Here is a 24,181-nt window from a genome sequence, read left to right on the forward strand (position 1 = left end):
AGCGGGAGAGGTGACGAGTTACTCGTTGCAATTCAATGCGAACTGGGCGTGCTTCGCTGCGCTCGCAATGACGGCGAAATCAGGTCCGTGCGGAAAGCTCACGCAGCCTTCGTTTCCAGGTCGGCTTTCCATTCGCCCTTGCTGGCGAGCGAATTCATCCGGGCGCGGTGGTTGAGGGCGCGTTGCCCGGCGGTGACGTTCGCGGCCTTGCCGGACCACGCCTTCTGCGGCGCGGCCTGGAGCGCGCGGCCATAGGAGAAGGTGAGCTTCCACGGCAGGTTGCCGATCCGGTTCATGGCGTCGAGATGAGCGGTCGCCTCCTCGTCGGACTGCCCGCCGGACAGAAAGGCGATGCCGGGAACGGCGGCCGGCACGCAGGTCTTCAGCATGCGCACGGTTTTTTCCGCGACCTCCGCCACCGACGCCTGCTTCGCGCACTTCTTACCTGAGATCGCCATGTTCGGCTTCAGGATCATGCCTTCCAGCGCGACGCGCTGCTTGCGCAGCTCCTGGAACGTCACGTTGAGCACCCGCGTGGTAACTTCGTAACAGCGATCGATGTCGTGATCGCCGTCCATCAGCACTTCGGGCTCGACGATCGGCACGATCTGGGCGGCCTGGCACAGCGCGGCATAGCGCCCCAGCGCATGGGCGTTGACGCCGACCGCCGTCATGCTCGGGATGCCGCCTGCGTTGATGTCGATCACCGCGCGCCACTTCGCGAAGCGTGCGCCCCGCTCGTAGTATGTCTTCAATCGCTCGGCGAGCCGGTCCAGTCCGACGGTCACGCGTTCGCCGGGGCATGCGGGCAGGGGCTGCGTGCCCTCGTCGACCTTGATGCCGGGAATGGCGCCCGCCTGCTCGATCAGCTTGATGAGCGGCGTGCCGTCCCTGGCGTCCTGCCAGATGGTTTCGTCATAGAGAATGACGCCGGAGATGTATTTCGTCATGGCGTCGGTTGAGCGGAACATCATCTCGCGATAGTCGCGGCGGCTGTCCTCGGTGGAGGTCACGCCGATCGCGTCAAACCGTTTGGTGATGGTGGGAGAGGATTCGTCGGCGGCGAGGATGCCCTTGCCGGGCACGACCATGGCTTGCGCCACCTTGTTGAGGTCAGCGAGGTTCATCAGCGTCTCCTCCTGCAGCGTCTCCTCCTGCGAGCTTTTCCGAAACGAAGATGTCGGTTTCAAGAACAGGCGGGCATCGGAACTGCCGCTTTTGGGTGCTGCAACTCATTTTGCCGCGAGCGGCAGCGTCATTTTGCCCGCAGCACCTCCACGCCCGGCAGCGGCTTGCCTTCCATCCATTCCAGGAAGGCGCCGCCGGCGGTCGAGACGTAGGAGAAGTCTCCGGCCACCCCGGCCTGATTCAGCGCCGCGACCGTATCGCCGCCGCCGGCGACGGATACCAGTTTCCCGGCCTTGGTGCGGGCCGCGGCGTGTCGCGCGGCGACCACGGTGCCGCGATCGAACGGCGTCAGCTCGAACGCGCCGAGCGGGCCGTTCCAGACCAGCGTTGCGGCATCGTCGATGGCGGAATGAACACGCTCCACCGACTGCGGCCCGACGTCGAGGATCATGCCGTCGGCCGGGATCGCGTCCAACCCGTAGGCGTGGGACGGCGCGTTGGCGGCGAAATGGAACGCCACCGTGGCGTCGACCGGCAGGATGATGGCGCAGTTGGCGGCCTGGGCCTTGTCGAGGATGCGCAGCGCGGTCGCGGCGAGGTCCTTCTCCGCCAGCGATTTGCCGACGTTGACGCCCTGCGCGTGCAGGAAGGTGTTGGCCATGCCGCCGCCGATCACCAGCGCATCGACCTTGCTGACGAGGTTTTCCAGAAGGTCGATCTTGGTCGAGACCTTCGCGCCGCCGATGATGGCGATGACGGGCTTGGTCGGCGCCTCGAGCGCCTTGTTCAGCGCTTCGAGTTCGGCCTGCATGGTGCGTCCCGCATAGGCCGGCAGCTTGTGGCCGAGGCCCTCGGTCGAAGCGTGGGCGCGATGGGCGGCGGAGAAGGCGTCGTTGACCCAGATGTCGCCGAGCCTGGCGAGTTCGGCGACGAAGGCCGGATCGTTCTTCTCCTCCTCCTTGTGGAAGCGGGTGTTTTCCAGGCAAAGAACGTCGCCGTCCTTCATCGCGGCGACGGCCTTCTGGGCGGCCTCGCCGATGCAATCACCGGCGAACGCGACGGGCCTGCCGAGAACGTTCGCCAGTTCGGTCGCGACCGGTCGCAGCGAGTCCTTGGCGTCGGGGCCCTTGGGCCGGCCGAAATGCGCCAGCAGGATCGCCTTGCCGGCCTTGTCCGAAATTTCCGTGATCGTCGGTGCTATGCGATCCAGCCGCGTGGTGTCGGTGACGCGACCCTGCTCCATGGGAACGTTGAGATCGACGCGCAAAAGGACGCGCTTGCCGCGGAGATCGACGTCGTCAAGAGTACGGAAGTTGCTCATGGTTCACCTCTGCCGTCATGGCCGTGCTTGTCACGGCCATCCACGTCTTTTGACTTGCAAGGTTGGTAAGACGCGGATGCCCGGCACGAGGCCGGGCATGACGAAAACACTCAGATCAGCTTCGCCATCGCGACCGCGGTGTCGGTCATGCGGTTGGAGAAGCCCCATTCGTTGTCGTACCACGACAGCACGCGGACCAGCGTGCCGTTCTGCACCTTGGTCTGGTCGATGTGGAACGTCGAGGAATGCGGATCGTGATTGAAGTCGCTGGAAACGTTGGGCTGGTCGGTGGTGCCGAGAATGCCCTTCAGCTCCTGCGAGGCGGCGCGCTTCATCGCCTCGTTGATCTCCTGAGCGGTGGTCTCTCTCTTGGCGATCACCTTGAGGTCGACCACCGAGACGTTCGGCGTCGGCACGCGGATCGCGACGCCGTCGAGCTTGCCCTTCAACTCCGGCAGCACCAGGCCGATCGCTCTTGCGGCGCCGGTCGAGGTCGGGACCATCGACAGCGCCGCGGCGCGGCCGCGGTAGAGGTCCTTGTGCATGGTGTCGAGCGACGGCTGGTCGCCGGTGTAAGCATGGATCGTGGTCATGAAGCCGGTCTCGATGCCGACCAGGTCGTTGATGACCTTGGCGACCGGCGCGAGGCAGTTGGTGGTGCAGGAGCCGTTCGAAACCACCAGATGGTCCTTGGTCAGCTTGTCGTGGTTGACGCCGTAGACCACGGTCATGTCGGCACCCTCGGCCGGAGCCGAGACCAGCACGCGCTTGGCGCCGGCGGCGAGATGCGCGGCGGCCTTGTCGCGCGCGGTGAAGAAGCCGGTGCACTCCATCGCGATGTCGATGCCGAGTTCCTTCCAGGGCAGCTTGGCGGGATCGCGCTCGGCGGTCACCTTGATCTTGTTCTTGCCGATGACGATGCTGTCGCCTTCGACCTTCACCTCATACGGGAAGCGGCCATGCACGGAATCGAAGCGCAAGAGATGCGCGTTGGTTTCGACCGGGCCGAGATCGTTGATGGCCACGATCTCGAGATCGTCGCGGTTGGCCTCGTAGATCGCGCGCAAAACATTGCGGCCGATGCGGCCAAACCCGTTGATTGCGACCCGGACTGCCATGTCTTCCTTCTCCTTCAAATAGGGGCGTCATCTCCGCGCAACCGCAAGTTTAGCTCCGCGCGCGAGCATCGACGCTGTGTCGCCCGGTTCCGCCGGGCGGCGACCATTGGTGATGTCCAGCGATCCGATTTTAGCATTCGCGTCCCGCCTTGAGCGAGAGAATCCGCGAACGTCAAAATCAAAGGACCACCGGCAAAATAAACTGCCGGCGGAAACCTGGATCTGACATTCGCATCTCGAACCTGTGGGAGGCCGATCCGCTCATGTCAAATCCACATTCCGCATTCCGCATTCCGCGCGTTTTAGCTAGCGCCTTTTTGATTTTGAGGCAATCTCAACCTCAACGAAGGCGCTTCTCCGCAGCGCTGACCACGGCCTCGGCGGTGATGCCGAAGTGCTTGTAGAGATCCTTGGCGGGCGCGCTGTGGCCGAAGCTGTGCATGCCGACGAACAGGCCGTCGGGCCCGATCACCGCGTCCCAGCCGAAGCGGACGGCCGCTTCCACGGCGATCTTGACCGGCGCCTTGCCGATGATGGCATGCCGGCGTTCCTCGGGCTGTTCGAGCAGCAGTTCCAGCGAGGGCACCGAGACGACCCGCGACGCGATGCCGCGCCCCGCGAGCTGTTGCTGCGCCGCGACCGCGATCTCGACTTCCGAGCCCGACGCGAAGATCGACACCTTCGCTTCGCCGGAGGCCGCGACCAGTTCATAGGCGCCATGCGCGCAGCGATTGTCCGCATGCGGGGTCTTGCGCACGGGCGTCAGGTTCTGCCGCGACAGCGCCAGGACCGTGGGTCCTTTCGGCCGCTCCAGAGCGAGCTGCCAGCACTCGGCGGTCTCCACCGCGTCGGCAGGGCGGAACACGCGCATGTTCGGCATCGCGCGCAAGGATGCCAGATGCTCCACCGGCTGGTGGGTGGGGCCGTCCTCGCCGAGCCCGATCGAATCGTGGGTCATGATGTAGATCACCGGGATATGCGCCAGCGCCGAAACGCGCATCGCCGGGCGGGCGTAGTCGGTGAAGCACATGAAGGTGCCGCCGGCGGGGGCGAATCCGCCATGCAGCGCAATGCCGTTCATGGCCGCGGCCATGCCGAGTTCGCGGATGCCGTAATGGATGTAGCGGCCGTCGTCGTGACCCGGCTCGACCTCCTTCAATCCCTTGGGACGGGTGTTGTTGGACGGCGTGAGGTCCGCGGAGCCGAGCAGCAGTTCCGGCACCGCCGGCACCAGCACCTCGAGCGCCATTTCGCTGGCCTTGCGGGTGGCGACCGTCGGCGGCTCGGCGACCAGCTTGTCCTTGAGCTTGCGGATCACCTCGTCGAGGTTTTGCGGCGGCTTGCGGTCGACGGCGCGGCGCGTGAACTCGCTGCGCTCGGCCTCGGACTTGGCCGCGAACTTCGCGCGCCACTCCTTATTGTGCCGCTTGCCCCTGCGTCCCGCGCTGCGCCAGACCTTGAGGACATCGTCGGGGATTTCGAACGGGCCGTAATTCCAGCCGAGCGCTTTCTTCGCGCCCGCGAGTTCTTCCGCCCCGAGCGCTTCGCCGTGCGCCTTGGAGGTGCCGGCGCGGGTGGGGGCGCCGAAGCCGATGATGGTCTTGCAGGCGATCAGCGACGGTTTGTCGGACCTCTGCGCCCGGCGGATCGCGGCCGCGACCGCCTTCTGATCGTGACCGTCAACCCGTCTTGCGTCCCAGCCGCAGGCCTTGAAGCGCGCCACCTGATCGACGTCGTCGGCCAGCGTGATCGGTCCGTCGATGGTGATGCCGTTGTCGTCGTACAAGAAAATCAGCTTGTTGAGCTTGAGATGACCGGCCAGCGCGATGGCCTCGTGGCTGATGCCCTCCATCAGGTCGCCGTCGGAGCACAGCACATAGGTGTAGTGATCGACCACGTCGCGGCCGAACTGGGCGGCCAGCAGGCGTTCCGCGAGCGCGAAGCCGACCGAGGTGGCGACGCCCTGGCCGAGCGGGCCGGTGGTGGTTTCGACGCCCTCGGTGACGAAATTCTCGGGATGCCCCGGAGTCTTGGAGTTGAGCTGCCGGAAATTCTTGATCTGGTCGAGCGTCATCTCCTTGTAGCCGGTCAGGTACAACAGCGCATAGAGCAGCATCGAGCCGTGGCCGGCGGAGAGAATGAAGCGGTCGCGGTCCGGCCAATGCGGATCGGCGGCGTCGTATTTCAGGAATTTGGTGAACAGCACTGTGGCGACGTCGGCCATGCCCATGGGAAGGCCGGGATGGCCCGATTTTGCTTTTTCTACGGCGTCCATCGCGAGCGCGCGGATTGCATTCGCCATACGGGAGGAATCGACGGTCGGCATGTGGGATATCCGGTCCAGACTAGATGAGGAGGGCTAAACGGTTCGCATTGGAATTCGATGCAGCCCGGCGGAGCCGGACTGGCGTGCCGGGGGCATAGCACCTGCGTCGGCGGAGTCCAAGTGCGGGAGAGCCCCCTCACGGGGAGAATGTTTTGCGGTGAATAGCTATGCTGCGGCGTTGCGCTGGCCTCGCCCGCCACGTAAATTTCAGTCTCTAAGGGCTTGCCGAGCCGTAGCTTTGTAATCCGGTCTACAACCGGCCGAGAGGCGTGCAGAGCGAACATGAACGACCGACCCGCCAACCGTTCCGCCAGTGCCGAACCGGCCAATAACGGTACGGTCGACATCGACGCTGCGACCCGACGATTGACCGCCGCGCTCGATGCGCTGGAAAGAGCGGTGGAGCGACGGCGCGAGGCGGATCGCGACGAGGACGAATTGGCGAGCCGCATTCAGGCGCTGGGCGCGGACCGCTCGCGGCTCGCGGATGAACTCGACGGCTCGCTGGTGCGCACGCGCAAGCTCGAACGCGCCAATCGCGAAATCGCCGAAAAGCTCGACGCGGCGATCGGCACCATCAGGTCCGTGCTCGAAGCGGCGGGAGAGAAGCCATGAGCCATGTCAACGTCACCATCAACGGTCGACAGTACCGGATGGCTTGCGAGGATGGCCAGGAAGACCGGCTGCAGAAACTTGCAGGCGATCTGGAACGCCGGATCGGCGAGTTGCGCGGCAAGTTCGGCGAGATCGGCGATCAGCGGCTCGAAGTCATGGCGGCGCTGACGGCCTCCGACGAACTGTTGGATGCGCATCAGCGCATCCACGCACTGGAGAACGAGATCAACGCATTGGGCGACGTGCGCGCTGCGGCCGCCGAGCGCGCGCGCGCCACGCAGGCGGCGGTGGCGGCCGCGCTGAACATGGCGGCGCAGCGCATCGAAAAGACCACGCAGGTCCTGAACCGCACCGTCGGCGGCGGCATCGCCATCGGGTGACGATTCCCTGCGGACGTGTTGGGTCGCTCGCGCGATTGGCGCCGGCCCGTTTCGTGCCTTGAGCATGATCCCGAAAGGTGGGGACCGGCTTCGGATAAGATCGTGCTCGATTAAATAAAATAGTAATGCCGCCGGCACGCCGTTTGGCATGATGCGCTGCTGATCGGGGGCCGTTGCGAAGTTTCCGGGACGGTTCCGGTTCTGCGAAGCGACGTCATGCGCCGCATCGCGCCCGCGACATGCCGATAGATACACGTCGTCACCTGAGACGCCGCTGGCATCCGCGTCCATTCCCGCCTACATTAGCGTCGCGAGGCTGCGCCGCGCGTCAGGAGCCACACATCCCCGGGGCCTTATCGATCCTTAAGGGAACTGTCCCTGGCCGGGTCCGTGGACCCGATCATATGGTGCCCACCTACTTTCGTAGGGAACTCCGGGATCGAGCGCTCCAACGGCGATCGCGGCTTCGCACTTTTCCAAGGCTCCGTCTTGGGGCGTCATGCTCGCCAACGGGTCCGGCTTTCGCAGGCCCGATGACGGGCTCCAGCGGGCATCCAGTATTCACGTCATCGGCTTGGGCTGCGCTGGATCATCCGCTTTCGCGGATGATGACGGCGAACTAAACATTCGGCGCGCAGCGTCATCCGCTCGCCTTGCGGATCGACGCAATACGCTTCGCTCTTGCGCCCTTCGCCGCCATGGACAGCCGATTAACCTCTGAACGCGTACTTTCGGTCCGATGGCAGCGGGGCGACATCTTTTGCCATGTCCCTCACCAGCTTTGATGGCTCCAGTCCCAGCAACCGGGCAATGTGAACCATTTCCGCGACGTCCAGCCGCCTCTCTCCGCTTTCATACTTGAACACGAACGATTGGGGTCTTCGCAGAGCGTCGGCGATGGCCTTCTGCGTGACACGCCGTTCTCGCCGTGCCTTTTTCAAGGCCGCCAGAAGACGCTGGTAATCTGTCTCATAGATGGAGCGCAAGAACCGTTCATTTCAGAAATTAATCCCAGTTCTGAATATTTCTCCTTGACACTTTTATCCGAAAACAGGATTTATCAGGTCGAGGGGCGATCCCCTTGGTCTCATCGTCTTTGGGGGTAACAAAATGAAACAGATCGTTTTTGCTTTAATGTCTGCGGCCGCTTTTTGCTCGGGTGCGAGCGCGGCTGATCTTCCTGCTCGCAAGGCACCGGCTCCCCATGTCGCTCCCCTCTTCGCATGGACAGGTTCCTATGTCGGCGTGAACGCCGGCTATGCCTGGGGCGACGACAGGACGCTTGAGAATGTCGATGTGAACAGCACGGTTATTCCGGGCTTTTCGCGTTCCCTTGACGGTTTTGATTTCCTGCGGAATTCGAATGGTGCTTCGTTTACCGGCGGTGCCCAGATCGGTTACAATTACCAGATTGGAAGCATCGTCCTCGGTCTCGAAGCCGACATCAATTATGTGGGTCTGAAAACGACATATGCTGCTGGAGGTGACCGTTTCGGCCTCTACCATGACGTCCTATCGGCGGAGAACCATGTCGAGTGGTTCGGAACGGTTCGCCCCCGTCTTGGATTTGTTGCAACGGATCGCTTGATGATTTTTGCGACCGGCGGTCTTGCTTACGGCCAAGTCAAAACGCAGGCCGGAATCAATGACTACGATTATGCAACGGGAGCACGGCTGGCCGGAATCAACGGGTCGGAGAGTGATACCCGCACCGGTTATACGGTCGGCGGCGGTGCCGAATATGCCCTCACCGATAACCTGACGATCAAGTGCGAATATGCCTATGTCGATCTCGGCAGCAGGTCCCACCGTTTTTATGACAATGACGCGTCCTATCCAGGCGCCGGCCTGTTCGTGACGGCAAAAGACCAGGCGAACTTCCACCTTGTCCGGGCGGGTGTGAACTACAAGTTTTGAATGGGGATCGCCGGGGCAGCCGGGCAATTCCGGGATCGGGCGATTCAACGGCGATTGCGGCTTCGCGCTTTCCTTTCCTCTCCATCGGCCGTCACGTCCGCGAATGCGGGCATCTATAGCGGTTTAGGTTTTGATGGAAACACCCGTTGCGTCATGGCCGGGCTTGTCGCGGCCATCCACGGCCCCCTCCCTTTATCCCTCCCCCGCTTGCGGGGGAGGGTAGGGTGGGGGCCGTAAGACGTGGATGCCCGGCATAAAGCCGGGCATGACGGGTTGCTGATTCCGTCTAAAGCGAACCCGCTCCTATTCATGTCGCTCGCGTTGGATGTACCGGATCATCCGCTTTCGCAGACGATGACGTTGAACTAAACATCCAGCATGTCGGTTTCCCCGAACGCCCCATCGAAAAGCGAGCTGCGCGCCGCAGCGTTGGCTCGTCGCGATGCCTTGAGCGCGGAGCAGCGCGTCGCGGCGGCGCGCGCGATCGCGGCGCGGATGCCGCCGCTCGAAACAACGTCGTCGCCGGTCGTCGCCGGCTACGCGCCGATCCGCAGCGAGATCGATCCGGTGCCGCTGATGAAGAGCCTGGCCGCGCGGGGCGCCGTGCTTGCGATGCCGGCGATTGCAGCGCGCAACGCCGCGCTCCTATTCCGCGCGTGGAAGCCCGGCGAGGCGCTGGTGCGGGGTGCGTTCGGAATTGCCGAGCCGCCCGCCACCCTGACCGACGTCGTCCCGGACATCGTGCTGGTGCCGCTCGCGGCCTTCGATCGCGCCGGCCATCGGATCGGCTATGGCGCCGGCTATTACGACCGCACGCTTGCGCAGTTGCGCGAGAGCAAGCCGATCACCGCCGTCGGTCTCGCTTTCGCGGTGCAGGAGATTCCGCAGGTGCCCGCATTGGCGCACGACGCGCGGCTCGATTATGTGCTAACCGAAGCCGGGCTTTTCAGCTTTGGAAAGCCGCGTTGAAATCGGAACAGTAAAGCCGTGCGTATTCTTTTCATCGGCGACGTCGTCGGCAAGACCGGACGAACCGCCATCAGCGAACACCTGCCGGCGCTCATTGCCCGGTGGAAGCTCGATCTTGTCGTCGTCAACGGCGAGAATGCCGCCGGCGGCTTCGGCATCACCGAGGCGATCTACCAGGAGTTTCTCGATGCCGGCGCCGACGCCGTCACGCTCGGCAACCACGCCTGGAATCAGAAAGAGGCGCTGGTGTTCATCGAGCGCGCGCCGCGGCTCATTCGCCCGTTGAATTTTCCGCGGCATACGCCGGGCCGCGGCGCCGCGCTGATCGATATCAGGGACGGCCGCCGCGCGCTCGTCATCAACGCCATGGCGCGCATCTTCATGGAGCCGCTCGACGATCCCTTCCGCGCCATCGAGCGTGAGCTGGACGCCTGCCCGCTGCGGGAAGCGGCGGACGCGATCGTCGTGGATTTCCATGGCGAGGCGACCAGCGAGAAGCAAAGCATGGGTTTCTTCTGCGACGGCCGCGCCAGCCTCGTGGTCGGCACGCACACCCATGTGCCGACGGCGGATCATCGCATCCTTCCCGGTGGCACCGCTTATATGAGCGATGCCGGCATGACCGGCGATTATGACTCGGTGATCGGGATGCAGAGGGAGGAGCCGCTGCGCCGCTTCACTACGGGCATCCCGAGCGGCCGGTTCGAGCCGGCCGGCGGCGTCGCCACCTTGAGCGGCGTCGCGGTCGAGACCGATGACGCGACCGGGCTGGCACTAAAGATAGCGCCGGTGCGGCTCGGCGGACGGCTCGAGCAGGCGGAGCCTGCGTTCTGGTCGTGAGGGGCGATCAAACTTCGATCAAGGATACCGGATGCTTCGCGCCAGTCTTTGATTTCGACCGGTCCCGGCTTATAACGCCGCGCCGCTTCCACCTTTGCAAGAGGGCGCCGGTGCCGCCGCCGGCACCTGCCCCGGATTCGAGAGAGACCTGCCGATGGCCGGACATTCCCAGTTCAAGAACATCATGCATCGCAAGGGCAGGCAGGATGCCCAGAAGTCGAAGCTGTTCAGCAAGCTCGCGCGCGAAATCACCGTGGCGGCCAAGCTCGGCACGCCCGATCCGGCGATGAATGCGCGGTTGCGCGCCGCCATGATCGCGGCGCGGGCGGAAAACATGCCCAAGGACAATATCGAGCGTGCGATCAAGAAGGCGAGCGGCAACGATGCGGAGACCTATGACGAATTGCGCTACGAGGGCTACGGCCCGGGAGGCGTCGCCGTCATCATGGAAGTCCTGACCGACAATCGCAACCGCGCGGCTTCCGACATCCGCTCCTACTTCACCAAGTCCGGCGGCAACCTCGGTGAAACCGGCTCGGTGTCGTTCATGTTCGACCGGCTCGGGGTGATCGAATACGACGCGGACAAGGCGTCCGCCGACGACATGCTGGAAGCCGCGATCGAGGCCGGCGCCGACGACGTGGCGTCGGGCGAGGGCGGTCACGAAATCTATGCCTCGCAGGAAACCTTCCGCGACGTCGCCAGGGCGCTCGAAGGCCGGTTCGGCGAGGCGCGCAAGGTGGCGTTGATCTGGAAGCCGCAGAACACGGTCGCCGTCGACGACAACACCGGCGAGAAGCTGCTCAAGCTCATCGATCTTCTCAACGAACACGACGACGTCCAGAACGTCTACGCCAACTTCGAGGTCTCCGACGCGCTGATGGCGAAGCTCGGCGGGTAGCCTTCTTCCGCGGGCGACCGTGACAACGTCGTCACCAGAATTTCTGCGTCATACGCGGGCATAGCCGTTCGAAGAACGGCGTCGCTTCCACTCGCCTATGACCCGCGTACCCATCAATCGTCAAAAAGGATGGATTGCCGGGTCGAGCCCGGCAATGACGCCCGATATCACCACCACGCGCTTTTTCCCTTGACGCGGTCCGGCCGAAGGATCATGTCAGGCTCAAGCGGGATGCTGCGGCCCCGGCCGCGCGCCCTTCACTGGAACACCACTCATTATGCCAAGCGACAGTCCTGGTAACTTGCCAGGTACCTTGCCAGGTACCTCGCCGACAGCGGCACCGGTCTGAGAGCTTGATGAGCTCACAAGGCCTGCCGTTGCCGGCAGACCCCGAAGGTGAGCTATGATGGATACCCCCACCGCCACGGACGGCGACCTCGACGTGTTCGCGTTGGCCTCGCGCCTGAGCGACGGCCACGTCGCCGACAACGTCGAAATCCTCAACCTGCTCGCGCCGCAGGACGCGGCCGCGGTGCTGGTGCTGCTGCCCGTCGATATTTCGGTCGAGATCCTCGACAAGCCAGAGCTGAACTTCGGACCCGAGATCGTCGAGGCGCTGCCGCGGCAGACCGCCACCATTCTGCTCGCCGGCATGTCGGCCGACATGGCCGCCGACATCGTGCGGCAGCTCGAGGAGCCGGCCCGCACCGAACTGATGCAGGGTCTCGACGCGGCGACGCGCACGACCATCGAGGGCCTGCTCGCCTATCCGGAGAATACCGCCGGCGCGATGATGACGACCGAATTCGTCAGCGTGCCCGCGACCTGGACGGTGGAGCGCACCCTGCAGCATATCCGGCAGGTCGAGCGCACCCGCGAGACGGTTTATGCCATTTATGTGCTGGACGCGTTCACCCGCCGCCTGGTCGGCGCGGTGTCGCTGCGGCGGCTGGTCGCCGGCGAACCGTTGGCCAGGATCGCCGATCTGGCGCGCTCGCCGATCACCACCTCGCCGCTGGCCGACCGCGAGGACGTGGCGCGGCTGATCACGCGGCACGACATGCTGGCGGTGCCCGTCGTCGACAAGGCCGGCCATGTGCTCGGCATCGTCACGGTCGACGACATCATCGACGCCATCATCGAGGAAAATACCGAGGACGTGCAGAAGTTCGGCGGCATGGCCGCGACCGACGAGCCTTATCTGCAAATCGGACTGCCGGGCATGATCCGCAAGCGCGGCGGCTGGCTCTGCGTGCTGTTCCTCGGCGAGATGCTGACCGCGAGCGCCATGCAGCACTTCGAGGGCGAATTGGAAAAGGCCATCGTGCTGACGCTGTTCATCCCGCTGATCATGAGTTCCGGCGGCAATTCCGGGTCGCAGGCGACCTCGCTGTTGATCCGCGCGCTGGCGCTGCGCGAGGTCAGGCTGCGCGACTGGTGGCGTGTCGCGTTGCGCGAATTGCCGACCGGCATCATTCTCGGCGCGATCCTCGGCGTGATCGGCATGACCCGGGTGGTGATCTGGCAGAAGTTCGGCATCTTCGATTACGGCGAGCATTGGGTGCTCGTCGCCATCACGGTCGCGGCCGCGCTGATCGGCGTGGTGACGTTCGGCTCGGTGGCGGGCTCGATGCTGCCGTTCATCCTGCAACGGGCGGGGTTCGACCCCGCCAGCGCCTCGGCGCCGTTCGTCGCCACGCTGGTCGACGTCACCGGGTTGATGATCTATTTCAGCGTCGCGCTGCTGATCCTGAGCGGGACGCTGCTGTAGCGGCGCTGCCGCACTCTCCTCCATCTCCGTCGTCACGGCCGGGACGATCCCGGCCATGACGAGAGGAGATGCTCCCGCCGTGGCCCTTCCCGGGGCGGACGCGGCGGGGCGGTTGCGGTAACATGGGTCATGACCTCCTCACCGATTCGCATCCTGGGCATCGACCCGGGCCTTCGCCGCACCGGCTGGGGCGTGCTCGACATCGAGGGCAACCGCCTGATCTTCGTCGGCTGCGGCTCGGTGGAGACGCGCGAGGGGGTGGCGTTGGCGAGCCGGCTCTTGGCGATCCATGAGGGGCTCGGCCAGATCCTCGACCGGTTTCGCCCGGCCGAGGCGGCGATCGAGCAGACCTTTGTCAACAAGGACGGCGTGGCGACGCTGAAGCTCGGGCAGGCGCGCGGCGTCGCCATGCTGGCGCCGGCGATGTTCGGCATCGCGGTTTCGGAATACGCGCCCAATCAGGTGAAGAAGACGGTGGTCGGCGCCGGCCATGCCGACAAGACCCAGATCCAGGCGATGCTGAAGATCCTGCTGCCGAAGGCCGACCCGAAGAGCACCGACGCCGCCGACGCGCTCGCCATCGCCATCACCCACGCGCATCACCGGGGCAGCGCGGCGATCGCGGCGCGGATGAAGGTGGCGGGATGATGAATGTGTTGGTTTGTATCAGGGGTAACGGTGGGCGCAGGCTGCTCCCTCTCCCGCTTGCGAGGGAGGGTTGGGGAGGGGGCAGGGTCTTGTTGTCCGGAGGCGCGGCGGCCCCCACCCGCCGCACCTCGGCGCGCGAGGGCGCTGCCGGTTGCGTCGACCTCCCCCGCAAGCGGGGGAGGTGAAAGAGCTATCCATGATCGGCAAGCTCAAGGGTCTCATCGACTCCTATGGCGAGGATTACGTCATCCTCGATGTCGGCGGCGTCGGCTATCAGGTGCATTGCGCGTCGCGCACGTTGCAGGCGCTGCCGTCGCCGGGCGAGGCGGCGGTGCTGGCGATTGAGACCTATGTGCGCGAGGACCAGATCAAGCTGTTCGGATTTCGCACCGATCACGAGCGCGAGTGGTTTCGCCTGTTGCAGACGGTGCAGGGCGTCGGCGCGCGGGTGGCGCTCGCGGTGCTCGGCACGCTGTCGCCGGCCGATCTCGCCAACGCCATTGCCTTGCGCGACAAGGCGTCGGTTGCGCGCACGCCCGGCGTCGGCCCGAAGGTCGCCGAACGCATCGTGACTGAGTTGAAGGACAAGGCACCGTCCTTCGCCAATGTCGATCCTGCGGTGGTGCATCTCGCCGGCGCGATCGATGACCGCCGCGCGCCGGGTCCGGTGGCGGATGCGATCTCTGCGCTGGTCAATCTCGGCTACGGTCAGCCTCAGGCGGCGGCTGCGGTTGCGGCCGCCTCGCGCAGCGCCGGCGAGACAGCGGAGACCGCGCAACTGATCCGGCTCGGACTGAAGGAATTGGCGCGGTGAGAGTACTGATGGTTCATGCGATTGCCCCGGTGACGGAGCGCTCCCTCTCCCGCTTGCGGGGGAGGGTTGGGGTGGGGGCATCGAGGGTGGGGGCATCTGCCGGCGAGCCGTTATGGCGTGACAGCCCCCTCCCGGCGAGCTTCGCTCGCCGACCTCCCCCGCAAGCGGGAGAGGTGAAGACCGATCGGGGCCTGGCGTGCCCATGACCACGCCCTCCCGCATCGTCACGCCCGAGCGCCGCGCCGATGATGTCGGTGACACCGCGCTGCGGCCGCAAAAGCTGGCCGAGTTCGTCGGGCAGGCGCAGGCCCGCGCCAACCTGCAGATCTTCATCGATGCCGCCCGTAAACGAAAAGAGGCGCTCGACCACGTGCTGTTCGTCGGCCCCCCCGGTCTCGGCAAGACCACGCTGGCGCAGATCGTCGCGCGCGAACTCGGCGTCGGCTTCCGCGCCACCTCCGGCCCGGTGATCGCCAAGGCCGGCGATCTCGCGGCGCTTCTGACCAATCTCGAAGAGCGCGACGTGCTGTTCATTGATGAAATCCATCGTCTTTCGCCGGCGGTGGAGGAGGTGCTGTATCCGGCGATGGAGGATTTCCAGCTCGACCTCATCATCGGCGAAGGTCCGGCGGCGCGCTCGGTCAAGATCGAGCTGGCGAAGTTCACGCTGGTCGGCGCCACCACGCGCGCGGGGCTGCTCACCAATCCGCTGCGCGACCGCTTCGGAATTCCGGTACGCCTGAATTTCTACACCATCGATGAGTTGGAGAAGATCGTCAGCCGCGGCGCGCGCGTGCTCGAAGTCGGCATGACGGCGGACGGCGCCAACGAGATCGCCCGCCGCGCCCGCGGTACTCCGCGCATCGCCGGTCGGCTGTTACGCCGGGTGCGCGACTTCGCGTCCGCCGCGGATGCGTCCGCCATCGATCGCAGGATCGCCGATCACGCGCTCGGCGCGCTGGAAGTCGATGCCGCGGGGCTCGATGCCATGGACCGCCGCTATCTCACCACCATCGCGCTGAACTACGGCGGCGGGCCTGTGGGTGTGGAAACCATGGCGGCGGCGCTGTCGGAGCCGCGCGACGCCATCGAGGACATCATCGAGCCGTTTCTGATTCAATGCGGCTATCTGCAGCGGACCCCGCGCGGACGGCTGCTCACCGCGCACGCCTTCCGCCATCTCGGCCTGACTGAGCCCTCGCGCGATCCGGCGCAGTTCGGATTGTTTGGGCAGGACGAAGATCAATGAATGCTCGCCCCATGAACGCGCCGCCGCAGGCCGAACAGCTCGACGGTATCATCCGCGACGGCAAGCATCACATGCGGATTCGCGTGTATTACGAGGACACCGATTTTACCGGTCGCGTCTATCACGCCAATTATCTGCGCTTCATGGAGCGCGGGCGCAGCAACTACCTGCGCCTGCTCGGCGCCGATCAACGCGCGCTGTTCGACGAGGCCGAAAGCGAAGCGCCGGGCTTTGCGTTCGTGGTGCGCTCGATGCAACTCGATTTCATCAAGCCCGCGCATATGGACGAGGTGCTCGACATCGTGACCCGGCCGCTGGAGGTTCGCGGCGCCTCGATCACCTTGCATCAGGAGGTGCGGCGCGGCGACGTGCTGCTGCTGGATGCGAAGGTGAAGGTGGCGTTCGTTTCCGGCGGGCAGGCGAGGCCGATACCGAAGCCGCTGCGCCTGGCGATGAAGGCGGATCAAGTCTGATCACCGGCGATCACGTTCGCAGGATCGCGTGGTCCGCGGCGCGATCATGTCTCGCCGGAACCCGCCGGTCGCTGGCGAGTTGCCTCGCATGCATCAGCTTGCATGCAACGATTGGAGCGCGCCATGCCCAGGATCACCCCCTTCCTTTGGTTCGATACCCAGGCCGAGGAAGCTGCGAAATTCTATGTCTCGGTGTTCGACAATTCGAGGATCGTCGAAACGACGTATTACGGCGAAGGCAGTTCGAAGCCGGCCGGGACCGTGCTGACCATAGAGTTCGAGCTCGACGGCACCCGCTTCCTGGCGTTGAACGGCGGACCGCATTTCCAGTTCAGCGAAGCGACCTCGTTCAGCATCGACTGCAAGTCGCAGGACGAGATCGACTACTACTGGAACAAGCTCACCGCCGGCGGCGGCGGCCCGCTCAAGGGGGGCTGGCTCAAGGACAGGTTTGGCGTGTCATGGCAGGTGGTGCCCGATATGATGCCGCGCCTGTTGCAGGATCCGGATCGCGCCAAGGCCAGCCGCGCCATAAAGGCGATGCTGAAGATGAAAAAGATCGTCATTGCCGATATCGAGGCGGCTGCGAACGGAACGGTTAACGCCTGAGGCGGCGCTGTCCGCATGCATGTCGATCGGCTGATGGAAAGCGATCGGGCGCAGACCTATCTTACATAGAAGATGCAGGCGGCGATCACCAGCAGCGACGTCACCGCCATGACATGTGCGAACAGGTGCGCGAGCGCGCCGGAAAACGTCCGCTTTGTTGCATCGGTCATGATATCCCCGCGATTTGCTTTGGCCGACGGTTTTTGGCCGGGATGGTTTTGGCATGACTCATCGCGGCGCGAATTGCGCGAGCCAGAATCGGAATCGATGTACGCGGAACGCCCCTTGGAATGCTGCGGCCGCATTTGTCCCCACGGCCGAAGCAATGATGCGAGCGTGATCAAGCAATGCGGCAGGAATTTGTTTGCGAAGAAACGCGCGCGATGCGCTTGCATCTTGTCTGGCGGCGCGTGACAGCGTCCGTTGCGCGCCATCGTCTCATCATGCGCGGTGCTGCAAGCGCTCGCTCCTGATGGTCCCGCGCCTTCCCTTCTGCTTATAGAGGATGTTCACATGGGTCATCCGGGTGAGGATGCCTTCGCTTGCCAGTCGTCAGCCGGTCGGCAATAGGCAATATCCGACAAGATCGATACACGCATGGGCGCCGGCGCTGCCGCCGCATCAAGGAGACCATGATGTCGTTGACGCTCTATCTCCATCCGCTGTCGTCCTATTGCCACAAGGTGCTGATCGGGCTCCATGAGAACGCGACGCCGTTTACGGCCGCGTCAGTCGATCTCGGCGATCCGGACGAGCGCGCCGTGCTGCTGAAGCTGTGGGGTATCGGCAAGTTTCCGGTGTTGCAGGATGCCGCGCGCGGCAAGGTGGTGCCGGAATCCAGCATCATCATCGAATACCTTGATCGGTATTATCCGGGCGCAACGCGGTTCGTGCCGGAGGATTACGATGTCGCGCGTGAGGTGCGGCTGAAAGATCGCTTCTATGACCTGCACATCCATAACCACATGCAGAAGGTGGTCGGCGACCGGCTGCGGCCCGCGGGCAGCAAGGACCCGCAGGGCGTGGAGGATGCAAAGACCCGGATGCGCGCCGCCTACGATATCGCCGAGCGCGAGATGGCATCCCGCCGCTGGGCCGCCGGCGACGATTTCTCCATGGCGGATTGCGCGGCCGCGCCGGCGCTGTTCTATGCCGCCAAGGTGCTGCCGTATGCGGACAGCCATCCCCATCTTGCCGCCTACCTGGAGCGGCTCAAGGCGCGGCCGTCCTATGCCCGCGTGCTGAGGGACGCCGAGCCGTACTTCCATATGTTTCCCCAGGGCGACCAGGCAGAGGGCGCCTGAGAGGCCGGCTTGCGCGCCGAAAAATTTTTGCGGGGCCGGGCCGGGCGGAAAGATTGGTCGGCCTCCGGGCTGAGCCGAACGAAACCAGTGACGTCCCTCCGCGCCTCATGTAAACATCATTCACATGAGCTGGCGCAAGGACCATCGCCGCCCCGAGCGCGGCTACCATCACGGTAATCTGAAGGAAGCGCTGTTACAGGCGGCGCTCGGCCTGATCGCGGAGAAGGGACCGGCGGGTTTCACCTTCGCCGATGCCGCGCGGTCGGCCGGCGTCAGCCCGGCGGCTCCCTACCGGCATTTCCGCGACCGCGACGAATTGCTGGCGAGCATCGCGCAGCGCGGCTTCGAGCAGTTCGAGGCGGTGTTGACGAAAGCCTGGGATGATGGCCGCCCCGACACCGTCAGCGCGTTCGAGCGCGTCGGCCGTGCCTATCTTGCCTTCGCCCGCAACGAGCCTGCCTATTATTCGGCGATGTTCGAATCGGGCGTGCCGGTCGACGTCAATCCGATGCTGTCGGCTGCGAGCGAACGCGCCTTCGCCATCATCCGCGCGGCGGCGGAACGGCTCGCCGCGCTGACGCCGCCGGGCGTCGCCCGGCCGCCGGCGCTGATGATGGCGCTGCACATCTGGTCGATGTCGCACGGCATTGCCTCGTTGTTCGGCCGCGGCGATGCGGCGCGCCGCAAGCTGCCGATGTCCGCCGAAGACCTGCTTGAGGCCGGCGTGCTGATTTATCTGCGCGGGCTCGGCTTTCCCGCCGAGCGCAAGCCGCCGAATGAGGCGGCTCGACCTGAACCGCCGCCGGAACCTGGGCCGCCGCGGGGACCGTGGGGTCACAAATCCGCGACCTGACCGCGCGGGCGCGTCCATTCGGAGGCCGGTCTGATCCGTCGCCGCATGCGTGATACGGCCAAAATCTTCTGGCGGATCGTCTTTTTACCCCGGGACAGCTCGGAGACCGGACGGCGCCAATGTGATGGGTCGTCACAATCGGGAACCGCGCGTCCATTAACACCGCTGTTTCCGGGCCATTCCGCGCTTGACAAAATCCCTTAATGATCTACTTATGTAAATGTTATTTACATTCACGCGGCATGACGCCGTTCATGGAGAAGGCCATGGCCCAAACCGCTGACTACGACCGTTGGAACGGCCCCAACCACATGCAGGGCCAAGGTTGCTACCCCTATTCCCGCTTCATGAACGCGCCGTGGCATCCGCTTCGGATCGTCCTGATCGTGCTGGGTTTCATGGTGTGGTGGCCGATCGGTCTCGCGATTCTCTTCTTCACACTCGGGAGCAGGAAAATGGGTTGCTGGAGCAACGATCGTTTCGAAAACAAGATGCAGCGGATGCAGTACAAGATGGAGCGGATGCGCGATCACATGGAGCGCAGGGGCTTCGGCTTCACCGGCTTCGGTGCGCCTTCCAGCGGCAACCGCGCCTTCGACGAGTATCGCATGGAGACGCTGCGGCGGCTCGAGGAGGAGCAAAAGGAATTCAAGAGTTTCCTGGAGCGGCTGCGCCACGCCAAGGACAAGGAAGAGTTCGATGCCTTCATGGCGCAGCATCGCACCCGTCCGACGCCGTCCAACGATCAGTCCCAAGGTCAATAATCGAGACTGGGGTCTTTCACCGTTTCACGGAAACGGTGAAAGACCCGGGTTTCCGATTTGACGCGTTTTCTTCACGCGAACCGGATTCCACTTCGCTCGAAAACGCCATGGTAAATCGAGATCGATAACTGCGCGCGGATATCATCGGCTTTGGTGCCGCCACAACGTTCGACGCCGACATCACCGCCCGCCTGTCCGACAGGCGGGCGGTTTTTGCGCGCGCACCGAAGCGAGTCCGTTCGCGCCGCGGCTCGCCTCGCAAGGCACAGCGAAACAAAGCGATTTCACGGGGGAATATCTTTTTGGTAACCCGGTTTTAACCAAGATTAGCGCTTGGTTACAGTCGTGAAGCCGCGCCGGCAGCCCTCGTTTTGACACGTTGGCGGGGGATGCAGGACCCGCCTTTGGACGGGCCCTCCATGTGACTCAACGGGGTTTTCGCGTTGGCGCTTTACGCCGCGCGCGATGCATGGCTGCGAAACCGGCGGCGGAACCGGCGGCGGAGCCGCTCCGGGTCAATAGGGGATATCTTGCGTTGAGAGGACACTGCTCATGAATCCGGCCGACGTGGCGCAGTCCGCCTTGCCCCTCGCCTCAGCCGACGTGTCGCTGATTACGCTTTTTTTCCACGCTCACTGGATCGTGAAGGCGGTCATGCTGGGCCTTTTGGGCTGCTCGGTGTGGGTCTGGGCGATCGCGATCGACAAGACGTTTCTCTACGCCCGGACCAAACGCGCGATGGACCGCTTCGAGCAGGCTTTCTGGTCGGGGGAGTCGATCGAGGATCTGTACCGGACGCTGTCGGCCAAGCCGACGCAGTCGATGGCCGCCTGTTTCGTGGCGGCGATGCGCGAGTGGAAACGCTCTTTCGAAAGCCAGGCGCGTTCGTTCGCCGGACTTCAGATGCGGATCGAGAAGGTGATGAACGTCTCGATCGCCCGCGAGATCGAACGGCTGGAACGGCGGCTGCTGGTGCTCGCGACGGTCGGTTCGGCCGGCCCCTTCGTCGGGCTGTTCGGCACCGTGTGGGGCATCATGTCGAGCTTCCAGTCGATCGCCGCGTCGAAGAATACCTCGCTCGCGGTGGTGGCGCCGGGAATCGCCGAAGCGCTGTTCGCAACGGCGGTCGGCCTTATCGCCGCCATTCCGGCGACTATTTTCTATAATAAGTTCACTTCGGAAGTGAATCGTCAGGCTCAGCGGCTTGAGGGTTTCGCCGACGAGTTTTCCGCGATCCTGTCGCGCCAGATCGACGAGAGGACGTGAGGGTCAAAGACATGAAAACGGAGGGTCGATCATGTCGATGAATCCGGCAGCGGCTTCTTCCGGCGGCGGTGGACGGCGCGGGCGGCGGCGATCCCAGCCGATGGCCGAGATCAACGTTACGCCGATGGTCGACGTCATGCTGGTGCTTTTGATCATCTTCATGGTGTCGGCGCCGCTCCTGACGGTAGGGGTACCGCTCGATCTGCCGCAAACCCAGGCCAAGAGCCTCGAGCAGGACAAGACGCCGCTGCAGTTGTCGGTGGACATAAAGGGACGGATCTTCATCAACGACACCGAAGTCACGATGGAGGAACTGATCCCGAAATTGACGGCGATCACCGAGACGCGCGGCGGCCATGACGAGCGTATTTTCATGCGTGCCGACAAGAAGGCCGACTACGGAACGGTGGCCCGGGTCATGGGCAAGCTGTCGGGCGCCGGCTTCAAGCGTCTGGCGCTGGTCACCGAGGTGGATCAAGGATCGTAGTGGAGTGAGTTTGGCATCCGGTACCCGCGTTGGACGTGCGAACTTTGGGGCACTAGCTTGAAGCTCAAGGTCGACAAGACACTGGCGGCGTCGATCGCCCTGCACGTCCTCGTGATCGGGTGGGGTCTGGTGTCGTTTTCGTCGAAGGCCTTGGAGTCGGTGCCGGAGGAATCCCTGCCGGTCGACATCATCTCCGCCGACCAGCTCGCCCATGTGACGGCGGGCATGAAGACCGGCAAGAAGGAAAACCCGAAACCGCTGGTCGAGAAGGTTGCCGACCCTACGCCGCCGCCGGAGGACACTGTCGGCAAGATCGACGACAAGAAGCCTCCGGTCGTGACCGAGACCTCGCCGCCACCGGCGCCGAAGCCCATGAAGAAGCCGGTCGAGAAGAAGCCGGATCCGCCCAAGCCCGTCGTCGAGAACAAGCCGAAGCAGGAACCGAAGCCGATCGAAAAGAAACCCGACCCGCCGAAGGTCGATCCGATCGCGGAGGCGCTGAAGAAGGAAGAAGCCAAGAAGCCCAAGCCGAAGCAGCAGGCCAAGGCCGCCACGCCCAGGCCCGAAAAGCCGAAGGCCGAGCGAGTCTTCGACGAGTCGAAAATCGCGGCGCTGCTGGACAAGCGCGATCCAACGCGCCGTTCGGTCGCCGGCGCCACGCTGAATTCGAACGCCGCGCTCGGCCTTGCCCACGGCAAGTCTGCCGATAATTCCGCGACATGGGGGGCGATGTTTCGCAGCCAGGTCGAGCGCTGCTGGAAGAAGCCGTACGGTGGCCTAGAGGCGCGAACAACGCAGGCCATCTTTTCGATCAAGCTGAAGCGCGACGGCACGCTGGAGACGACGCCGGTCGCGGTCAGCAATCCGACCACGCCATACTTCCGTGTCTATCAGGAGAGCGCAATGCGCGCGATCATCGAATGCCAGCCGTACAATCTGCCTGCACAGTTTTTCGATGAGTGGAAATTTTTCGAGCCGGTGTTCACCGAGAATCAGACCTAACGGTGCAACCGTTTGTGCCCAGGGCGAGTGGAATGACGAAAGACAGCAGGTTTCCGAAAATGCCGATCTATTTCTCGCGCCGCGAACTGATCGCCGGCGGCAGCGCGATCGGATTCGCGCTTGCTGGAGGCCTCGCTTTCGGGCAGACGCGCGTAGAGGTGCCGGGCGGCGAATATGCGCCAATTCCGATCGCCATTCCGAACTTCGTCGCCGGTTCGCCGTCGGACAGCGAAGTCGGCGTCGGCGTTGCGCAGGTCATCACCAATAACCTCAAGCGCAGCGGATTGTTCGCGCCGATCGATCAGGCCGCGTATATCGAGAAGATCACCAATATCGACGTGCCGCCGCAGTTCGCCAACTGGAAGGCCATCAACGCGCAGGCGCTGGTGACCGGACGCATGACGCGTCAGGGCGACGGGCGGCTCAAGGCCGAGTTTCGCCTGTGGGACGTCGCGACCGGCCAGCAGCTTGCGGGCCAGCAATATTTCACCTCGCCCGAATACTGGCGGCGGATCGCGCACATCATCTCGGATCAGATCTATGAGCGATTGACCGGCGAAAAGGGCTATTTCGACAGCCGGGTGGTGTTCGTCGACGAGAGCGGGCCGGCGCAGCACCGCATCAAGCGTCTGGCCCTGATGGATCAGGACGGCGCCAACGTGCGTTATCTCACGCGCGGCGCCGACCTCGTGATCACCCCGCGCTTTTCGCCGTCGACCCAGGAAATCACCTACATGGAATTCGGGCAGGGCGATCCGCGGGTCTATCTGTTCAACATCGAGACCGGGCAGCGCGAAATCGTCGGCAACTTTCCCGGCATGTCATTCGCCCCGCGTTTTGCACCCGATGGCCAACGCATCATCATGAGTCTGCAGCAGGGCGGCAACGCCAACCTGTTCGTGATGGATCTTCGCTCGAAGTCGACGACGCGCCTGACCGACACGCTGGCCATCGACACCTCGCCGTCCTATTCGCCCGATGGCGGCCGCATCTGTTTCGAGTCGGATCGCGGCGGCAAACCCCAAATCTACATCATGGCTGCGACGGGCGGGGCGGCGCAGCGCATCTCCTTTGGCGACGGCACCTATTCGACCCCGGTCTGGTCGCCGCGCGGCGATTATATCGCATTCACCAAGCAGGGCGGCGGCGAGTTTTCCATCGGCATCATCAAGCCGGACGGCTCGGGCGAGCGGATCCTGACCTCGGGATTTCACAACGAAGGGCCGACCTTCGCGCCGAACGGCCGGGTCCTGATGTTCTTTCGCGACCCCGGCGGCAACAGCGGGCCGTCGCTCTATACCATCGACATCTCCGGCCGCAATGAATTGAAGGAACCCACGCCCGGTTTCGCATCCGATCCGGCATGGTCGCCCCTGCTTTCATAGTCCCGGGCGCGTCGTCCTGCATGCAGCCCCGCAGCCCGGAT

The 24,181-nt window shown here is 64.2% G+C and carries 24 protein-coding genes and 1 other RNA gene; 20 read left to right on the forward strand and 5 right to left on the reverse strand.

The annotated features are described in order from the left end of the window. Nucleotides 1-98 precede the first annotated feature (98 nt). From ACMDCM_RS16235 to tkt, 4 genes are all read right to left on the reverse strand, one after another. Nucleotides 99-1,127: a class I fructose-bisphosphate aldolase gene (locus ACMDCM_RS16235; protein WP_412774509.1), complete on the reverse strand. Its 1,029-nt coding sequence runs from the start codon at nucleotides 1,125-1,127 to the stop codon at nucleotides 99-101. Nucleotides 1,128-1,255: 128 nt separating this feature from the next. Continuing rightward, on the reverse strand, nucleotides 1,256-2,449 hold the full coding sequence (locus ACMDCM_RS16240) for a phosphoglycerate kinase (RefSeq protein WP_412774510.1): 1,194 nt from the start codon (nucleotides 2,447-2,449) through the stop codon (nucleotides 1,256-1,258). Between the two features lie 110 nt (nucleotides 2,450-2,559). Beyond that, nucleotides 2,560-3,567, reverse strand: a complete 1,008-nt coding sequence (gene gap / locus ACMDCM_RS16245) for a type I glyceraldehyde-3-phosphate dehydrogenase (protein ID WP_412774511.1) — start codon at nucleotides 3,565-3,567, stop codon at nucleotides 2,560-2,562. A gap of 340 nt (nucleotides 3,568-3,907) precedes the next feature. Beyond that, entirely contained in the window at nucleotides 3,908-5,893 is a 1,986-nt protein-coding gene (gene tkt / locus ACMDCM_RS16250) for a transketolase (RefSeq protein WP_412774512.1), read from the reverse strand. A gap of 282 nt (nucleotides 5,894-6,175) precedes the next feature. Here tkt and ACMDCM_RS16255 point away from each other — a divergent pair, with 282 nt between their 5' ends. From ACMDCM_RS16255 to ssrS, 3 genes are all read left to right on the forward strand, one after another. After that, a complete protein-coding gene (locus ACMDCM_RS16255; RefSeq protein ID WP_412774513.1) occupies nucleotides 6,176-6,508 on the forward strand; it encodes a DUF4164 domain-containing protein in 333 nt (110 codons plus the stop codon). Next, nucleotides 6,505-6,888: a cell division protein ZapA gene (locus ACMDCM_RS16260; RefSeq protein ID WP_412774514.1), complete on the forward strand. Its 384-nt coding sequence runs from the start codon at nucleotides 6,505-6,507 to the stop codon at nucleotides 6,886-6,888. Before ACMDCM_RS16255 ends, ACMDCM_RS16260 begins: the two co-directional genes overlap by 4 nt. Nucleotides 6,889-7,198: 310 nt before the next feature. Beyond that, nucleotides 7,199-7,359: non-coding RNA, 6S RNA (gene ssrS, locus ACMDCM_RS16265), on the forward strand. A 239-nt stretch (nucleotides 7,360-7,598) separates the two neighbouring features. Here the strand turns inward: ssrS and ACMDCM_RS16270 are convergent. Further along, on the reverse strand, nucleotides 7,599-7,874 hold the full coding sequence (locus ACMDCM_RS16270) for a helix-turn-helix domain-containing protein (RefSeq protein WP_412774515.1): 276 nt from the start codon (nucleotides 7,872-7,874) through the stop codon (nucleotides 7,599-7,601). A gap of 124 nt (nucleotides 7,875-7,998) precedes the next feature. On the opposite strand from ACMDCM_RS16270, the gene ACMDCM_RS16275 reads away from it, so the two are divergent. From ACMDCM_RS16275 to tolB, 17 genes are all read left to right on the forward strand, one after another. Next, a complete protein-coding gene (locus ACMDCM_RS16275) occupies nucleotides 7,999-8,805 on the forward strand; it encodes an outer membrane protein (protein WP_412774516.1) in 807 nt (268 codons plus the stop codon). Nucleotides 8,806-9,183: 378 nt separating this feature from the next. Next, nucleotides 9,184-9,774, forward strand: coding sequence for a 5-formyltetrahydrofolate cyclo-ligase (locus ACMDCM_RS16280; RefSeq protein ID WP_412774517.1), 591 nt, complete (start codon nucleotides 9,184-9,186; stop codon nucleotides 9,772-9,774). 18 nt (nucleotides 9,775-9,792) lie between these two features. Beyond that, nucleotides 9,793-10,614, forward strand: coding sequence for a TIGR00282 family metallophosphoesterase (locus ACMDCM_RS16285; RefSeq protein ID WP_412774518.1), 822 nt, complete (start codon nucleotides 9,793-9,795; stop codon nucleotides 10,612-10,614). A 154-nt stretch (nucleotides 10,615-10,768) separates the two neighbouring features. Continuing rightward, nucleotides 10,769-11,515, forward strand: coding sequence for a YebC/PmpR family DNA-binding transcriptional regulator (locus tag ACMDCM_RS16290; RefSeq protein ID WP_412774519.1), 747 nt, complete (start codon nucleotides 10,769-10,771; stop codon nucleotides 11,513-11,515). A gap of 403 nt (nucleotides 11,516-11,918) precedes the next feature. Then, nucleotides 11,919-13,286: a magnesium transporter gene (gene mgtE / locus ACMDCM_RS16295; protein ID WP_412774520.1), complete on the forward strand. Its 1,368-nt coding sequence runs from the start codon at nucleotides 11,919-11,921 to the stop codon at nucleotides 13,284-13,286. A 129-nt stretch (nucleotides 13,287-13,415) separates the two neighbouring features. Beyond that, nucleotides 13,416-13,934: a crossover junction endodeoxyribonuclease RuvC gene (gene ruvC / locus ACMDCM_RS16300; protein ID WP_412774521.1), complete on the forward strand. Its 519-nt coding sequence runs from the start codon at nucleotides 13,416-13,418 to the stop codon at nucleotides 13,932-13,934. 196 nt (nucleotides 13,935-14,130) lie between these two features. Then, nucleotides 14,131-14,748, forward strand: coding sequence for a Holliday junction branch migration protein RuvA (gene ruvA, locus ACMDCM_RS16305; protein WP_412774522.1), 618 nt, complete (start codon nucleotides 14,131-14,133; stop codon nucleotides 14,746-14,748). 202 nt (nucleotides 14,749-14,950) lie between these two features. Then, on the forward strand, nucleotides 14,951-15,997 hold the full coding sequence (gene ruvB, locus ACMDCM_RS16310; RefSeq protein WP_412774523.1) for a Holliday junction branch migration DNA helicase RuvB: 1,047 nt from the start codon (nucleotides 14,951-14,953) through the stop codon (nucleotides 15,995-15,997). Then, nucleotides 15,994-16,470 carry a tol-pal system-associated acyl-CoA thioesterase gene (ybgC, locus tag ACMDCM_RS16315; protein WP_412774524.1) on the forward strand — a complete coding sequence of 159 codons (477 nt, stop codon included), beginning with the start codon at nucleotides 15,994-15,996 and terminating at the stop codon, nucleotides 16,468-16,470. Before ruvB ends, ybgC begins: the two co-directional genes overlap by 4 nt. 123 nt (nucleotides 16,471-16,593) lie before the next feature. Next, a complete protein-coding gene (locus ACMDCM_RS16320) occupies nucleotides 16,594-17,079 on the forward strand; it encodes a VOC family protein (RefSeq protein ID WP_412774525.1) in 486 nt (161 codons plus the stop codon). A gap of 635 nt (nucleotides 17,080-17,714) precedes the next feature. Further along, nucleotides 17,715-18,383: a glutathione S-transferase family protein gene (locus ACMDCM_RS16325; protein WP_412774526.1), complete on the forward strand. Its 669-nt coding sequence runs from the start codon at nucleotides 17,715-17,717 to the stop codon at nucleotides 18,381-18,383. 124 nt (nucleotides 18,384-18,507) lie between these two features. After that, on the forward strand, nucleotides 18,508-19,236 hold the full coding sequence (locus ACMDCM_RS16330) for a TetR/AcrR family transcriptional regulator (protein WP_412774527.1): 729 nt from the start codon (nucleotides 18,508-18,510) through the stop codon (nucleotides 19,234-19,236). A gap of 266 nt (nucleotides 19,237-19,502) precedes the next feature. Next, entirely contained in the window at nucleotides 19,503-20,000 is a 498-nt protein-coding gene (locus tag ACMDCM_RS16335) for a DUF2852 domain-containing protein (RefSeq protein WP_412774528.1), read from the forward strand. A gap of 552 nt (nucleotides 20,001-20,552) precedes the next feature. Continuing rightward, nucleotides 20,553-21,266 (forward strand): protein TolQ, encoded by a 714-nt coding sequence (tolQ, locus tag ACMDCM_RS16340; protein WP_412774529.1) that lies wholly within the window; start codon nucleotides 20,553-20,555, stop codon nucleotides 21,264-21,266. A gap of 31 nt (nucleotides 21,267-21,297) precedes the next feature. Beyond that, nucleotides 21,298-21,753, forward strand: coding sequence for a protein TolR (tolR, locus tag ACMDCM_RS16345; protein ID WP_412774530.1), 456 nt, complete (start codon nucleotides 21,298-21,300; stop codon nucleotides 21,751-21,753). Between the two features lie 57 nt (nucleotides 21,754-21,810). Continuing rightward, nucleotides 21,811-22,755 carry a cell envelope integrity protein TolA gene (locus ACMDCM_RS16350; protein ID WP_412774531.1) on the forward strand — a complete coding sequence of 315 codons (945 nt, stop codon included), beginning with the start codon at nucleotides 21,811-21,813 and terminating at the stop codon, nucleotides 22,753-22,755. 59 nt (nucleotides 22,756-22,814) lie between these two features. Then, on the forward strand, nucleotides 22,815-24,140 hold the full coding sequence (gene tolB, locus ACMDCM_RS16355) for a Tol-Pal system beta propeller repeat protein TolB (RefSeq protein WP_412774785.1): 1,326 nt from the start codon (nucleotides 22,815-22,817) through the stop codon (nucleotides 24,138-24,140). Nucleotides 24,141-24,181 lie beyond the last annotated feature (41 nt).

It is taken from the genome of Nitrobacter sp., from assembly GCF_047149785.1.
GTDB lineage: Bacteria > Pseudomonadota > Alphaproteobacteria > Rhizobiales > Xanthobacteraceae > Nitrobacter.